16 protein-coding genes are annotated in these 15,302 nt (G+C 64.6%); 12 read left to right on the top strand and 4 right to left on the bottom strand.

All coding sequences use genetic code 11. From position 1 onward, the window contains the following. Positions 1-57 precede the first annotated feature (57 nt). The 5 genes from ACFXI3_RS00080 (at position 58) to ACFXI3_RS00060 (ending at position 4,914) form a co-directional block, all read left to right on the top strand. Positions 58-357, top strand: a complete 300-nt coding sequence (locus tag ACFXI3_RS00080) for a Dabb family protein (protein ID WP_378397049.1) — start codon at positions 58-60, stop codon at positions 355-357. Positions 358-359: 2 nt separating this feature from the next. Beyond that, positions 360-1,304 carry a cyclase family protein gene (locus tag ACFXI3_RS00075; RefSeq protein WP_378397047.1) on the top strand — a complete coding sequence of 315 codons (945 nt, stop codon included), beginning with the start codon at positions 360-362 and terminating at the stop codon, positions 1,302-1,304. Next, the gene (locus ACFXI3_RS00070; protein ID WP_378397046.1) at positions 1,295-2,464 is read left to right on the top strand and encodes an FAD-dependent monooxygenase; all 1,170 of its coding nucleotides are present in this window, start codon (positions 1,295-1,297) and stop codon (positions 2,462-2,464) included. Before ACFXI3_RS00075 ends, ACFXI3_RS00070 begins: the two co-directional genes overlap by 10 nt. A gap of 34 nt (positions 2,465-2,498) precedes the next feature. Then, positions 2,499-3,146 carry an SRPBCC family protein gene (locus ACFXI3_RS00065; RefSeq protein ID WP_378397045.1) on the top strand — a complete coding sequence of 216 codons (648 nt, stop codon included), beginning with the start codon at positions 2,499-2,501 and terminating at the stop codon, positions 3,144-3,146. Between the two features lie 781 nt (positions 3,147-3,927). Beyond that, positions 3,928-4,914, top strand: coding sequence for a hypothetical protein (locus ACFXI3_RS00060; protein ID WP_378397044.1), 987 nt, complete (start codon positions 3,928-3,930; stop codon positions 4,912-4,914). Positions 4,915-5,033: 119 nt separating this feature from the next. Here the strand turns inward: ACFXI3_RS00060 and ACFXI3_RS00055 are convergent, their stop codons facing one another. From ACFXI3_RS00055 to ACFXI3_RS00040, 4 genes are all read right to left on the bottom strand, one after another. Next, positions 5,034-5,411 carry an integrase core domain-containing protein gene (locus ACFXI3_RS00055; protein WP_378397043.1) on the bottom strand — a complete coding sequence of 126 codons (378 nt, stop codon included), beginning with the start codon at positions 5,409-5,411 and terminating at the stop codon, positions 5,034-5,036. 301 nt (positions 5,412-5,712) lie between these two features. Next, positions 5,713-6,444: an SDR family NAD(P)-dependent oxidoreductase gene (locus ACFXI3_RS00050; RefSeq protein WP_378397042.1), complete on the bottom strand. Its 732-nt coding sequence runs from the start codon at positions 6,442-6,444 to the stop codon at positions 5,713-5,715. 126 nt (positions 6,445-6,570) lie between these two features. Continuing rightward, positions 6,571-9,078 carry a CoA transferase gene (locus tag ACFXI3_RS00045; protein ID WP_378397041.1) on the bottom strand — a complete coding sequence of 836 codons (2,508 nt, stop codon included), beginning with the start codon at positions 9,076-9,078 and terminating at the stop codon, positions 6,571-6,573. A gap of 255 nt (positions 9,079-9,333) precedes the next feature. Continuing rightward, positions 9,334-10,590, bottom strand: coding sequence for an MFS transporter (locus ACFXI3_RS00040; protein WP_344276084.1), 1,257 nt, complete (start codon positions 10,588-10,590; stop codon positions 9,334-9,336). Positions 10,591-10,950: 360 nt separating this feature from the next. Here ACFXI3_RS00040 and ACFXI3_RS00035 point away from each other — a divergent pair, with 360 nt between their 5' ends. The 7 genes from ACFXI3_RS00035 to ACFXI3_RS00005 form a co-directional block, all read left to right on the top strand. Then, positions 10,951-11,682: a GntR family transcriptional regulator gene (locus tag ACFXI3_RS00035; RefSeq protein ID WP_344276087.1), complete on the top strand. Its 732-nt coding sequence runs from the start codon at positions 10,951-10,953 to the stop codon at positions 11,680-11,682. After that, complete coding sequence (locus tag ACFXI3_RS00030) at positions 11,683-12,531, top strand: urea carboxylase-associated family protein (RefSeq protein ID WP_378397040.1); 849 nt, start codon at positions 11,683-11,685, stop codon at positions 12,529-12,531. A gap of 184 nt (positions 12,532-12,715) precedes the next feature. Next, positions 12,716-12,964 (top strand): hypothetical protein, encoded by a 249-nt coding sequence (locus ACFXI3_RS00025; RefSeq protein ID WP_344276093.1) that lies wholly within the window; start codon positions 12,716-12,718, stop codon positions 12,962-12,964. Continuing rightward, the gene (locus tag ACFXI3_RS00020; protein ID WP_378397039.1) at positions 12,964-13,377 is read left to right on the top strand and encodes an acyl-CoA thioesterase; all 414 of its coding nucleotides are present in this window, start codon (positions 12,964-12,966) and stop codon (positions 13,375-13,377) included. The genes ACFXI3_RS00025 and ACFXI3_RS00020 overlap by 1 nt, the downstream gene beginning before the upstream one ends. Before the next feature lie 32 nt (positions 13,378-13,409). Next, positions 13,410-13,736 carry a hypothetical protein gene (locus ACFXI3_RS00015; RefSeq protein ID WP_378397038.1) on the top strand — a complete coding sequence of 109 codons (327 nt, stop codon included), beginning with the start codon at positions 13,410-13,412 and terminating at the stop codon, positions 13,734-13,736. Positions 13,737-13,833: 97 nt separating this feature from the next. After that, positions 13,834-14,712 (top strand): 3-keto-5-aminohexanoate cleavage protein, encoded by an 879-nt coding sequence (locus ACFXI3_RS00010; protein ID WP_378397037.1) that lies wholly within the window; start codon positions 13,834-13,836, stop codon positions 14,710-14,712. A gap of 399 nt (positions 14,713-15,111) precedes the next feature. Then, the coding region (locus ACFXI3_RS00005; protein ID WP_378397036.1) for a hypothetical protein at positions 15,112-15,302 on the top strand (191 nt) is incomplete at its 3' end.

Here is a 15,302-nt window from a genome sequence, read left to right as displayed (position 1 = left end):
ACGATGAACCATCAGCGTTTCCCTTGCCGGGAAACGACATTCCGAAAGGAGCCCATCGTGGCTGTCCGGCACATCTTCCTCTGGCGCGTCGCCGAAGGACACCGCCAGCAGGAGATCCTCGACATCCTCAACACCCTCCCGGCCCGGGTTCCCGGCATCGAGTTCTGGCAGGCCGGAACGCACCAGGGCGACCCGGGCGACAACGGCGCCCCGTGGGACGGCGCGCTGATCACCGACTTCGCTTCGTGGGACGGGCTCGAGACCTACTCCACCGATCCGTATCACCTCGAAGTGGTCGAAAAGCTGCTGCCGCGCTTCGCCGAGCGCGCGGTCGTCGACTACGAGATCGGAGGCTGAGCATGGCAGGCGAAGCGCGCATCACGACCGGGGTCAGCCCCTGGGGCCCGGACGACCAGCTCGGGGCGCTCAACCGCCTCGACGCCGTCTCCCGGGCGGAACTGCTCGTCCGGGCCGACCCGGGCAAGGTCTACGACCTGAGCATCGACTATTTCGTCGGCATGCCGAGCTTCCAGGCGGCCGGGGACCCGGCGTACCAGATCTTCCTGAGCCACAGCCCGGACGGCACCGTCGTGGACAACCTCAACGGCGCGGGCGAAGCCGTCAACCGGCACGTGTGCTACTCCGGCGACGTCATCTTCATGTACACCCACACCGGCACGCACATCGACGCCCTCAACCACTTCGGCGTCGACGGCAAGATCTACAACAACTTCGACGTCGCATCGAACGTCGGCAGCCGAGCGTGGACGAAGGGCGGAGCCGAGCAGATCCCGCCGATCATCACCCGCGGCGTGCTCCTGGACATCGCCGGTCTCTACGACACGCCCTGTCTGCCCGACTCCTACGCCATCACGGCCGAAGATCTGCAGAAGTCGTTGGAGCTGAACGGACTGTCCCTGCGCGAGGGCGACTTCGCGCTGATCCGCACCGGCCGGATGTCCCATTGGCCCGATGCCGCGAAGACCCTCGGAAACCCGCCCGGGCTCAGCTTGGACGCGGCCCGCTGGCTCACCGCACAGGGCATCGCGCTCGTCGGCGCCGACCAGGAATGCGTCGAGGTCGGACCGTCCCAGCACGAGGACAACTGGCTGCCCGGCCACTGCCACTTCCTGGCCGAATCCGGCGTGCCGATGGTCGAACTGCTCAACCTGGAGGAGCTCGCCACCGACAGCGTCGCCGAGTTCTGTCTGATCGCGGCACCGATCCGGCTACGCGGCGCCAGCGGCGCGCCCTTGCGGCCTATCGCGATGCCGCTACGAGATCAGGCGGCGACATGGAAGTAACCACCGTCGCGGTCGTTGGCGGATCGATCTGCGGCCTCACCACGGCGTTGCTGCTGCGTGACGCAGGTTTCGACGTGGACGTCTACGAGCGCTCGCCCATTCCGTTGTCCGGCTTCGGAAACGGGATCGTCGTCCAGCCCGAACTCGTCCGCTACCTCATCGAACGGGGCGCCACGGACATCGACTCGGTCAGCGTCCCGTCGTCCACGATGCAGTACGTCGACGGTTCCAGCGGCGTTCCGCACGGGTCGGTCGCGGCCTCTTGGCGGTTCACCGCCTACGACACCATCTACCGCCGTCTCCTCGAACTGTTCGGCGAAGAGCGTTACCACCTCGGGAAATCATTCGTCGGACTGTCTCAAGAGGACAGTTCCGTACGGCTGCGCTTCGCGGACGGCTCTCAAGCAGAGGCAAGCCTGGTCGCCGCCGCGGACGGCGGCATGTCGGTCGTCCGCCAGCGGCTGACCGGGGTGACCGCGCGCTACGCCGGCTACGTCACCTGGCGCGGTCTCCTTGAACGCACCGCTGTTTCGCCTGCCGTGTGGGAATTCTTCGACGACGCCTTCACCTACGGCCTTCTGCCGGACAGCCATCTGATCGCCTACCCGATCCCCGGTCGCGACGGCGGCGACGAGCGGCGGCTGAACTTCCAGTGGTACTGGAATGTCCCCGAAGGCCCGGAACTCGACGAGCTGATGACCGACTGCAACGGCATCCGCCTGCCAGTGTCGGTGCATTCCCACGCGTTGTGCCCCAGCCAGCGCACCGCGCTGCACGAACGCAGCGAAAAGCTCGCACCCGCGTTCCGGGACCTCGTCCAAGCCGCCGACCAGCCGTTCGTCACCGTGGTCGCGGACGCCGACGTCGACCGTACCGTGCACGACCGGGTCGTGCTGCTCGGCGACGCCGCGATCACGCCCCGCCCGCACGCCGCGGCGGGAGCGGCGAAAGCCGCCTGGGACGCCTGGACCTTCGCCGACGCGGTCAACGTGGCAGCCGACGAGCGCCGCAGCAGCCTCGCCCGGTGGGAAGCACGACAGCTCTCCACTGGCCGCGCCTACCTGGACAAGGTCCGCACCATGGCCGCCCGCCTCCAGCACGGCGGCGACTTCCCGCCCGGCGACCCGGCGTTCCGCTTCGGACTGCCGCACCCGGCCTGACCTACCCCCTTCCCTCGAACGAGAGCACGCGACGATGCTGATCACGAACGAGATCCCCCTGCCCGTCCCGCCCGCCGAAGCCTGGCCCGTCCTGCTGGACCTCGAAAAGATCGCCCCTTGTCTGCCGGGGGCCGCGATCACCGGCGTCGACGGCGAATCCTACGAGGGCAAGGCGAAAATCAAGGTCGGCCCGATCACCGCCGAGTACCGCGGCGTCGCGGAGTTCGTCAGCCGGGACGAAACCGCCCGCCGCGCGGTCATCCGCGCCACCGGCAAAGACGCCCGAGGACAGGGCAACGTCTCCGCGACGATCGACGCCCATCTGGTCGAAAACGGGCCCGGGTCCACTGTGGTCGTCCGGACGGAACTGGACATCACCGGAAAGCTCGCCCAGTTCGGCCGAGGCGTGATCAACGACGCGGCCGGCGCGATCCTGGCCACCTTCGCGGAACGGCTGGCGGGCGTCCTGACCGCCTCGCCCGCCGCTGGCGTCGAAGCCCCGACGGCCCCTGGCGAGGAATCGCTCGACCTGCTGCGGGTGGCGAAAGACGCCCGGACAGCCAAACGCGCCGAGCGTCCCGCCGCCGACCCGGCGGGCACCCTTGCCGCGCTCGTCAGCCTCGTCGCCGCCGCGATCGCGATGTTCGCCGCAGGGCTCGCAATCGGCCGGTCGACCCGCTGACCGGCAAAGGACCGGAACACCCGGCTGACACGGTCCCGCGATCCCGCACACCAGCGCACGACCTGCTCGACGGCTCGCGCTTCGGCGACGGCACCGAGGAACTCAACTCACGACTCGACAACCAATTCGCAAACGCGGTCCGAACAGAAGCCACGGACAACCGGAACCGGCTGGCATAACCCGGCACGACGGCGGACCCGGCTCGGCTCAGGCAGCCCACTGCCTGAGCTGAGCCGGGCCGTTCGCGCCACTCCATGGGCCATCCGTGTCACCATGCAGGAGTGCATCGCCCGACCCCCAACGCCGCCCCGGCGGCGACTGCGCCCCCATCGAGTCGCCCGGCGGATTCGGCATGGCGTGCCGCACGACGGCGAGCGAGTCGCCGGCGTCCCGGGCTGCACCGCCGACGGTTCCGGCGCGGTCGCCGATCCCGGACGCGCGGTCGCCGGACGGTGCTGAGCGGAGAGCCGAGCAGCCGGGTGAGCCGGGTGCCCAACACGGCACCGAGGCCCGTCCTCCGAGAGCTTCGCCAGATCTTCGAACCGGTCCTGGCAACCGCATAAGAGCCCGGCAAACGGGGCGGTGCATTCGTCGAGGTTGCCGAAGGGAGCTGGATGTCGATGCCGTGGCAGGCACCGAACGGGGTGCCGTCCCAGGTCACCTCGTACAGGAAAGTCCGCCACCCGCCTCCGGATGCGATTCGGCGCAATAGTGCGACGACATCCGGAACGAGGTCCGCTACGTTCTCCTCCGTCGAACCATCCATTCCAAGGGGCGCACTGTGGCGGACAGTCGAAACTACAGCGAAGCAACGAAAGCGGCACTGTTCGCACTGAGCGTGTCCTGCTACGAGCCGGAGTGCCAACAGCCCACCGTCACCGTTTTCGTCGACGACCCCGACAAGAACGTCCAGATCGCACACATCCGCGCCCTCAACCCCACCGGCCCGCGATACAACCCGCCCGGCCACCCGACGATGGCGCCCGCAGCGCGGAACGCCTTCCCCAACCTCATACTTCTCTGCCCACGCCATCATCGGCTTGTCGACAACCCCGCCAATCAGCATCTGTACACCGTGGACCTGCTGCACGACTGGAAGAAAAAAGCAGAACGCGATATCCGGACGAAAGTCGACGGCCTTGACCGGCTGACCGAAGAGCGGCTGGATGCCATGCTGACCAACGCCGCGCGGAATACACGGGACGAGATCGACCAGGCGATCGCCGAATTCACGGAGGCCAGCGGAGCGGCGGCCGAACTGCTTCGCGCCTTGTTCGACAAGATCGAGCGTCACTACCTGGACGCGGAGTCGATCGCACGGCTCAGCGACGCGGCGCACCAGCTCACTCATCTGCAAGACACGGCAGGCCTCCTCTACCACGCAGCGGGGAAACTCGGAAACTTCGAGGACAACGTCGGCATTCTGTCCCAGACCGCGAAGAGCCTCGGCGAACTGGAAGGCACTGCGAGCCAACTCCAGGCCGCCGCCAGCGGCTTCTACGAGCAGGACGTCAGCGGCTCCTCCCGGCGTTTGACGAAGTTCATCGCCGACTACAGCGCCATCCCGGACCCGGCAGCGTCGATTGAGTCCGCCTCGGCAAGCTTGGTCGCCCGGATCGAGCATCAAGTCAAGAGGGTCGAGACCGCGACGCCGCCCATCGTCGTGGACGACCAGCAGCGATGGAAGTGGGGATTGTGGGGCTTCGCACTCGGCGTAGTGATCGTCTTTCTTACCGTCGCAATCTGGACTTCCACGCATAAGCCATAGAAGCCGTCGGCGAGGTACGGTTGAGCCTGTGGGTGCCGAAAACTGTGTCACATCATGCGACCTGCTGATATTCGTAGATCAGACCGCCAAGTCGACCGTGCCGGCGGACCGATCTGGCCTCACGCATCCGGACCGGAATCTGCCGTTCGGGCGGTCGTTGGCTCCAGGGAGCGATGAGGTCGACGGTGGTTGAAGTGATCGACGTACCCGGCCAGGACCTGTTCGAGATGAGGCCGGTTGACGATAAGCACCCGATCCAGACACTCGCGGCGAACGCTGCCCACCCAGCGTTCAGCGATCGCGTTCGCCCGCGGCGCCCGAACCGGACTGCGCAGGATGTCGATGCCGACCGACGCGAATACCGCATCGAACGCAGAGGTGAGCTTCGCGTCGCGGTTACGGATCAGAAACCGTAGACCGTCCACGCGACCATCAAGCTCCATCAGCACATTCCGGACCTGCTGAACCACCCACTCCGCAGTCGGATAAGCGATCACCCCTGCAACATGGATGCGACGACAGTCGTGTTCAACAAAGAACAACGTACAACCGGCGCAGCAACACCGTGTCGACGTGGAAGAGGCCGACCCCAACACCTACGAATCCACCCACCGGATAGCCTGACCACCTCAACGACCCCGCCCGTCAAAACGGGTCAGCCCCAGGTGGTCCGTCCAACGGCGGTCGCGGCGTGCCAACCTCCGCCACATGCGCGGACCGGTGAGCGTTCCTGCCGAGGCTCGCCTTCTGCTTCAGGTGAGCAACGCCGCGCCGCAGCAGAGGCAGGTCGGCGCACCGTCACGCCAGCGCACCCAGATCCACCGGCACGCAAACCCCGTTGATAGCTGACGCCGCGGGCGAAGCCAGAAACGATATGGTTGCCGCCACTTCTGTCGTCTCGACAAAGCGCTTGACGGGTTGCTCCTCAAGGAACGCCGCAAGAACCTCGTCCCGAGAGGCCTCTCGCAGCCGCATTTGATCGGCGAGTTGCTTCTCCACCAACGGGGTCATCATCCACCCCGGAGCCACGGCATTCGCGGTCAAACCAAGTTGACCACCCTCGACGGCGGCGGTCTTGATGAGCCCGAGCAAGCCGTGCTTGGCAGCGTTGTATGCCGCTTTGTTGGCCTCAGCTCGGAAGCTCAACGTGGAGGCGGTGGCGACAATGCGACCGCCCGGCGTACCGGTGAGCGCCGGCCACGCGGCCTTGATGGCGTAGAACGGGCCGTTGAGACACACGTCAAGAACCCGCTGCCACTGGACGTCATCGAATGATTCAATAGGCGACGCGTGCTGCACCCCGGCGTTCAGGACCAAAATATCGAGCTGTCCATGCAGCTCCAGGGTGCGGGCGACCATCGCCGCACACCCTTCCTTGCTCGCTATGTCGAATTGCTCGCAATCCCCGCCTACGACATCCACACCCACGACGTCGACGCCGGATTCGCGTAACTCGGCCGTAGTGGCCCGACCCAGCGCCCCGGCGGCACCGGTGACGATAGCAACTCGTTTCTCCGGCTTCTTTACCATGGTCTTCCCTTTCGCCCGCCCGCGCCTGCTCCCGAGCAAGCGCATGATCCCGCTGACCACAACTGCACACGGCCTCGACGACTCTCGTCCGCAGACCGAACGCACAGTCCGAACTTGTTGCCCAATTCACTCCGGCAAATAATTCTCAGACCAACTATCACCCGCTTCCCCCTTGGCAAGCATTGCCTTGACGCGCTCCTCTGCGTAGCCGATACCGCGCAATACCTCACGGGTTTGCGCACCATATTTCGGCGCGTCTCCCGGGATGAAGACACGACCCCGTTCGGGCCGTACCGAATTCGGCGCGACAAGATCGATCCACCGGCCCATCGGATGGCGGTCGTGACGGACAACGCGGAACGTAGCCTGGGCGAGGTCGATCTCACCTTCGCTCTCGGCCACCAGCGCGGCGGCGCGCGTGGCGCGCAGCGAGCCGATGCGGATAATCGCCGAAGATGTGCCCGCTAAGGACTTTTCCCAGTAGGCGACGTCGCGTGTCGCGAAGCGCGCCGCCAACGCGGCGCTCAGGTTCTCCTCGGCTTCCTCCGCGAGGTCCGCCAAATCAGGTACTGCCCTGAGCGCGACTCGCCGCTCTTCCGGCGCGGCAAAAAACATCCAGTCGTCCCGGGCTTGATAGCAGTGATAAAAAGGCCCCTGCCCGCGAGTTTCACGCCCGGCCGGCTCAGAAAATGGAGCGCGGCCCGGATAGTCGAACATGAACGGCGCCTGGATCAGGTTTCCCGCAGCGGCCAGCGAAGTACGCGCGACGCCGCCCTGCCCAGTTCTCCTTCGGCGTTCCAACGCCGCTCCTAAAGCAACACAGGCGCTCAGACCCGCGATCACGTCGATCGTGCCCATATGAGCGTGCTCCTCCGGGGTCGCCAGGCCTCCGCCGAACCGAACCATGACTCCCGTCGCCGCCTGGGCCAAGTCGTCGTACCCGAGATGATCGGATTTGGGGCCACGCCGTGGACCGCCGAACGCATCGACTTGAACGAGGATGACCGTCGGGTTCAGCGCGCGGAGACGTTCGATCGAAAGACCGAGTTCCTCACGCTGCGAGTCTGTGCAGTTCATCGTGACCACGTCAGCCCCGGCAATCAGCTTTTCGAGCGCTTCGCGTCCCGCGAGAGTCTTCAGATTCAGCAGAGCGCTCCTCTTGCCGCGATGAGCATGCACGCCAAGCGTCACCGCACCCCATGGATCGAGCGACGGCTCCACCGGCTGTACTGACACGACGTCCGCGCCGAAACGCGCCACCGTCGATCCGATGGTCGGACCGGCGACGACATTCGTCAGATCGACCACCCGCAGCCCTTCGAGCCATCCCGAGGATTCCGCGCCACCGCGCAGCGTGCGCGGCACCTCCGCGAGTATCGCGGGGAGCCTTGACGACGCATCGTCGAGGGCGTGCCCAGGGCGCTTTTTTTCCGCCGCGGAATCGTCGGCCAGCCAAGCGACGTTTCCCATTTGCCGCATATCGCCGCGGCGTGGATCGGAGACTCTCAAGACCAGGCCGGAGGCCAGCGCGTGGGGATCCGAAAGCCATTCCCTGGTAGATCGTTGCAGGGTTCCGGGCACCTTCGCCGCCCCGAAGATTTCCTCCCATTCGCGAGCTGGACGCCCGAGGAAGGCAGCCTTCATCACCCCGGCAAGACGTTCTCGGTCACGCTCCCCCACCGGAGAGTTTCGCATGCTCCACTCGGCAGGCCAATCTTTTTGGTCGAGATAGGCGTCGAAGTCGGGAAGGCTCCGTGCGAGCTCCTCGAGCCCCAGCGCCCGAAGCGCTCGCTGGGGATGCCCCGAGACACCGGCTGCGCCGACGAAGAACCCGCGTCCGTCCGCGCACTCGTATGTCCGGTAGAATGGATCCAAATATCTCTCTAATTCCGAAAATGGAAGATCGCAAGGGAGCCCTTCCGTTTCACGCCGGTCAAGCTCTATCTCGCGCGCGGAACTGTAGCGTTTTGGATAGTCTTCAATCTGCTCGCAGTTGTAGACAAGACCTTCGAGCAGCGCCGACGCCAGCGGAACCTCGATGTGATCCCCGCCGTTTCGATCCCGGGCGCCGAGCGCGAACAGCGTCGCCATTGCCCCGAAGGTCGCACCATACGCGGAAGCCAGCGGAAGCGGCGTGAAGCTGGGGTTGATTCCCATGAGGCGACGATTCAAGCCCATGTCACTGAACTGCCCGGTCCGTGCAGCGATCACCGCCTCCCATGCCGCGACAGGCGCCAGACCGGGATCGGTCGAAGCAAAACCAGGCAGCGACAGACTGATGATCGCGGGATTCGCCGCACGCAGTTCGTCCGGCCCCAATCCGAGCCGTTTCATGACACCAGGACGGAAATTCTCGATCGTGATATCAGCACGCCGCACCAGCTCAAGGGCCGTCGCCAAGCCATCCGAGGACTTGAGGTCGAGAGTCAAAGACGACTTGCCGCGCGACAGCATATCGGTAGCAGGTGAATGCAACCTGGGACCGCCAGGGGGATCGATGCGGATGACCTCCGCACCCAAGTCCGCCAGCATCATACCGACGAGAGGTCCGGCAAAATACTGCCCGAAATCGAGAACGCGAATGTGCGACAGGGGCCGAGGCAACGGCATTTCCCCTGAGCGGCCGGTGCTCAACGGTCGCGATCCGACGTGACCTTCAGTCATAGATTAAGCCCTTTCGAAGGTGAGCGGCAGCCAGCCGCTCGGATCCGGTTCAACCCCACCACGCCGTACGGAAATACTTTTTCCGGACGAACCGTAGCGAACCATCGGACTCAGAATCAGAGACTGCGCCTGGCCTTTGGCGAGGAATTCCCGCGAGACGCCGGGCGTGCCCTGTCATGGCCCGAATGCTGGCGGTGACTAGTCTGCCGACGATTGGCGGGCAAGTCATCGCACCTTTTTCCCGGGGGCCGTTTCGGGCGAGAGCAGCAGTGCGATCAGGCAGGCCGCGGCCAACACCATGACGATGAATGCCGGAGAGGCCGCGATGCCCGTTCGACCGATGAGCCAACTGGAAAGAAGAGGAGTGGTGCCCGCGAAAATCGCTACTCCGAAGTTGAAGAGGCTCGCAAAACCGGTAAAACGGACGTTAACCGGGAATGATTCGACAAAGAAGGTGGCGAAGGTGGAGTCACTGAAGGCGAACATGCTGGTCATCAGGATCTGGACGGTCAGCGCGACGGCGAACCCGCCATGGTCGAGCACCAGGAACGAGGGGAAACTGAACACCAAGAACAGCAGAGTATTAGCGATCAGGACCGGCTTGCGCCCAATGCGATCGGACAGCCGGGCGAGAAAGTAGAGAGTGGGCAGGTAAACAAGCAAGGCGATGGTGACAATCAGATTAGACTGAAAGGCGCTCAGTTGAACTTCTTCCTGAAGGTAACTGGCCATGTAGGCCAGCACGAGATAGTAAGCTCCGGCATTGATTCCCATGACGAACAACAGTCGTAAAAAGGTTTTCCAGTGCGCCGAGAAGCCCGCGAGCAAAGGAGGCGCGCTTTGGGATGCACCGTTCCGCACTTCCACAAAGGCCGGCGTTTCGTCGATCTTTCGGCGAATGTACCAGCCAACGAGCGTCAGCGGTGCGCTGAGCAGGAACGGAACGCGCCAGCCCCACGACTGCATCGCTGCGGTATCCAGCACGGCCTGCAAGACGGTGACCGAAATCGACGCAAGCATGAAACCCGCGGAGTTTCCGATGGCGATGAAGCTGACGTACCGAGCGCGCCGCCCGGGCGGCGCGTGTTCGCCCACGAGAACCGCCGCGCCCGCGTATTCGCCTGAGGCACAGAAACCTTGGCAGAGCCTAGTCACGAGCAGCAAGATCGGCGCCCAGAAGCCGACCACCGAGTACACGGGAAGCAGGCCGATGACAGTAGTGGTCAGGCCAGTGCCGATGATCGTAATGCTCAGAGTGCGCGCACGGCCGATGCGGTCGCCCACATATCCCCAGAACAGCCCGCCCAGGGGACGAATGAGAAATGAGAGGGCGAAAAGGCCCCAACTCTGGATCACCGCCAAGGCGGGATCGCCGCCGGCGAAGAACACCACCGCGATCGTCCCGGCGACGTAGGCGTACGAGCCGTAGTCGAACCATTCGATGATCGTGCCGGCGCACGCACCCGCGATTGTGCGCCGCATCTGAGGCGTGGCCCCTCGCCGAGTTCGGCCATCGACTGCCGTATCGCTCATCAGAACTGCCTTCCTGGGCGTGTCGGGACTCGCGGAGGTCGCTCGTGCGCGATGGGGCTCCGGCCGGCGGGCACCGCGCACGGCGGGCCTTCTCACACGCTGGCCGCGCTCCGTGCGACTCTCCCGCGTTCCGGCGCGGCATGCCTTGATCAGCAACGACCTGCTGCGCTCACGAGACACTAGATCGTGGAACAATATTAGTCAACAAGGCAGATGATGGCAGTCGAAAGTCCTGGTAGAACCCATGTTTTACCCTGACTGCCGCTCAGTGCCGTTGCATTGTGGAACGATCTAAGCTAACTTTGGCTCGTGACAGAGGACAGTGAGATCTTCGATCAGGCTGCTTCGGCACCCGCCGACGAGCGGATCGCCAGGGCACTGCGCGACCGGATACTCGAGGGACACCTGCCGCCCGGCACTCAGTTGCGCGACAGCCGGTTGTCCGCGGAGTTCGCGGTTGCCCGCCACACCTTGCGGGGCGCACTGCGACGACTGGAGCACGAGGGCCTGATTGTGTACCCGATGCACAAGAGCGCGGCGGTCAAAACGCTGACCGCCGACGACGTGCATGAGATCTACCGTGTCCGGCGAGCATTGGAACTTGGTGCCATCGAGAACAGTTCGGCAGCGCCCGCAGAGGCCTTCGAAGCTCTCGAAGCGACTGTTTACGCCGCCGAGAGCGCGGTGTCGCAGGAAGCCTGGAACCACGTGGGCACGGCGAGCCTGCGTTTTCATCAGGCGATAGTGGGCATGTTCGGCAGCGTAAGCATCGACCAGTTCTTCAGCGGTGTCCTCGCTCAACTGCGGTTGGCGTTCGCCGTCATGAAGGACGAGGCACAGTGGCAGACGCCATGGGTTCCGCGCGATCGAGAAATCTGCGGCCTGATCCGGAGCGGCAACCGCGCCGGGGCGGCCGCGCTGACTCGGCAGTATCTCGACGATTCCGAGCGCGGAGTGGTCGACGTGGTCCGGGCAAACGAAATGAACCAGCGGCGACCAGTACGACGACGCCGGGCCAACGCACCCGAGGGAGGACAGTAAATGGGCACCGTGGAAGCGGCGTACCGACCGACCGCCGGAAGTGCGCTCGAGGTGGATCGCGCCTTTTACCAACAGTTGGCGGCGACGCACAATCAGCACAAGCTGGTCGACTCGTTCGAGATACCGATCCGGTCGGGCCGGGCCTGGAAAGTGCCGCAGGGACACCTCTGCCGCCTGGTGACCATTGACGGACCACAGGTCGCCGACCTGAACGTGTGGAACGCGCATGACCCGCGTGAGCGCATGTGGGCAGCGCGTACCCGGCAACTGCAGCGTGCGCATGTGAGCACCTTCGATCGGCTGTGGTCGACCTTGCCGTTCCTCCGCCCGCTCGTAACCGTCACGCACGACACCCTTTCCGGCTACGGAGTCGACGGCGACGGCGGACGGGTGCACGACCTGCTCGGCACGCGGTGCGACCCCTATGTCAACCGAATGCTCACCGGTGAGAATTTCGACTTCCACTGCCATTCGAACCTGGTCCGAGCGGTGCTGCCCTACGGTCTCACCGAGTTCGATGTCCACGACGTCCTGAACGTCTTTCAATGCACCGGCCTCACCGATGAAGACCGATACTTCATGAAAGCGTGCCCTGCGCGGCCCGGGGACTTCTTCGAATTCTTCGCGGAACTCGATCTGCTCTGTGCGCTGTCCACCTGCCCAGGCGGCGACCTGTCGGTGCCGATGTGGGGACCGGACGCGCGCGATCCCTTGGATGTCTGCCACCCGATCGGCGTCGAGGTCTACCAACCCAGTCACGACCTGCTCCGCGGATGGCAGCCGCCCGCACGGGCTGCCTACGACACAATGCACGGCCTGCGGGCGCCTCAATGGCAGCACACCCGATGACCGGCGCGCTCGGCCAGATCACGGCCCACGAAAAGGACCAGGTCACTCGATGCCTCCATGCACGTCCGGGCTGCTGCCCGCCAGGTGCCGATCCGCGAACAGCCGTGCGCCGACGTACATACGGAGACGGCCGGACGAGCGGCACGATCGAACCGAACACGGCACCCGGCGCGCACTTCGGCAGGTGGCCGAAGCCGGACTGCTCGACGTCGTCACCCGCGCCGTCGTCGACTTCGGATTTCAGGTCGACGCCCCGAACATCGTGCGGCGCGTCTGCGCTCCCGCTTCGTTGGCGCTTGGCGACGACTGCGACAACGACCACGTCATTCGCGTCGCTGGACGGAGGCGGGCCAGCGGCGCGACAGACCACAGCGGTGCACTCGATCAATCGGCGAAGGCGCCAAGGCGCACTACCCTCGGAGTCGTGATCTGATGCCGGAACCCTTCGTCCGCAATATTCCGACACGATGGACCGACTTCGATGCCAACCGCCACGCCAACAATGCCGTCTACCTGACCTACCTCGAGCACCTTCGCGATAGTTTCTTCATCCGGGCTGGCATTCGCAGGGACTCGACAGTGCTCGCATCAGCCAACCTCACATTCATCACCGCCATACCGCTAGGCATAACGGAGGTAAGAGGATCCCTGGCCTGCATTCGCGTAGGGAGATCCAGCATAACGACCACTGAAATTCTCGCCGCCGACGGCGCACCGGCGATGGAAGCGACATCGGTATCTGTCTATGTCGACGAACAGGGCCGACCGTCTCCTGTGCCCGACCATGTCCGCCGGCAACTCGACGCCTACCGCATACCCGCCTCGACCGGAGAGGAGCACCTGTGAGAAACAGTGCGTGCGCCATAGGATGATCTGCGATGTTCGGGCCGCGTTCCGGCAATCAGGCCACAACGGCGGTGCGGACAATCCGTCGATGGCCGACACAAATGGCGCGGCACCAGCGTTCCTTCCTGCACAGGTCTCTTGAAGAAGAAACCCATGGGATCGCCGACGAAGACTTCGGCCTCGATCAGAACCTGGTTGCGGACTTCGATGGCGGAGTAACCGCTTCGCCGCGCGCCGAGAAAAGACAACAGCCGCGGATCGCTTCGGCCGCGCCCGCGCATCATTACACTGGCCGAATTCGTCGCAACTCTCCCACTGGCGATTCCGAGCATAATGGGATCGACGAAAGAAGAAGCTGAAACACTCTCACGACCGAACCGCGCTTATCCGCGAACTCCTCGGTCGGACTACCCGACAAGACTCACGACGGAAAGGTTGACGATGAGTCGAGAAGTCATGATCACCTGCGCTTTGACTGGCAGCGGCGACGGGCACAAGAAGAACCCCAGCGTTCCCGTCACTCCGAAGCAGATCGCCGAGGACGCGCTGCGCGCCGCCAAAGCCGGAGCCGCGGCAGTCCATGCGCACGTCCGCGAACCGGACACCGGCGAGCCGTCCCGACGTCGCGAACTCTACCGTGAAGTCCTCGAACGGATTCGAGAGGTCGATGACTCCCTGATCGTCAACCTGACTGGCGGCATGGGAGGGGAGATGCTGTTCGGACCGCCGGACAGTCCCCTGGAGTTCCCCGCCGAGATGGACTTCGTCAGCCCGACGGAACGCATCGAACATATCCTCGAGCTTCGCCCGGACATCGGCAGCTTCGACTGCGGATCGGTCAACTTCGGCGACGCGGTCTACGCGACGACTCCGTCATGGCTCGAACAAATGGCCCGGCAACTGCGAGAAGCCGGCGTGGCGCCGGAGGTCGAAGTATTCGACCTGGGTCACATCGAACTCGCCAAGAGCCTGATCGCCAAGGGGTTGCTGCCGTCGCCAACGATCTTCCAACTGTGCCTCGGGGTCCGTTACGGTGCCCCCGCGACGCCTGAAGGCCTGCTGGCGATGCGAAGCATTCTTCCAGCAGACTCCGTCTGGTTCGCGTTCGGCGTGGGTGCACGGCAGCTGCACATCGCCGGCCTCGCCGTGCTCCTTGGCGGACACGTGCGAGTCGGACTCGAAGACAACATCTATCTCGCCCGTGGAGTGCTCGCGACCAACGAACAACTCGTAGAACGAGCCGTCAAGATCATCGAATCCCTCGGCGACAAGGTCATGGACGTGACAGCGGCGCGCCGCATGCTCGGCCTGACTGCCGTCCAGCCCGGGACATAAGCTCGCACCCGCGCTGGACTGCGCCGCACAAGCCGGTCGGACCGGCAAAGAGAACAACGGAAGCTGGATCTCAAGTGGCAGAAAGGCTTCCTGAACAGAGCGAGGTTGCGAGTGCCGAAAATTACGTCCAAGCAGGTCAAGCCGCGTGTTGGTGCTCGTGGATGAGTCCGCCGAGGCGGTCTTCCCGGCGTACGGCGAGGTGTTCGATACGGTCGAGCTGAAGGGGTTGAGGCCGGGTTCGCAGCAGTGCCGCGGCAGCCAGTGACCGGTGGGTTCGGTGCCGGTTGCAATGCCGCTCGTACCCGCCAAACGCGCGCCGCAGGCGGGTCTCATTTCGTCCAAGCAGGAAACGGGGCAATTGAAGCAACGAAAAGCGCGCGGCGGAAAACAGGGGCGACAATGAAGAAGGTGCGGCGGGTTTTTTCCGTCTTTCTGAAACACTGGAAAATCACCACCCCGGTCGGGGTCGCGACTGTCGGCGCAGCCGTCGCGGCCATCATCCTGACAACCAGTTCGGAACCCGCGACCGTTGCCTACGCCAACGTCTCCCGCAACTTCCGCGTCTGCAGGCTCACCACCACCAAGGACAC

The organism is Amycolatopsis sp. NPDC059235, from assembly GCF_042754125.1.
Taxonomy (GTDB): domain Bacteria; phylum Actinomycetota; class Actinomycetes; order Mycobacteriales; family Pseudonocardiaceae; genus Amycolatopsis; species Amycolatopsis albidoflava.
Note: the sequence above shows the minus strand (reverse complement) of the source record. Positions and strands in the feature narration are given on the sequence as shown.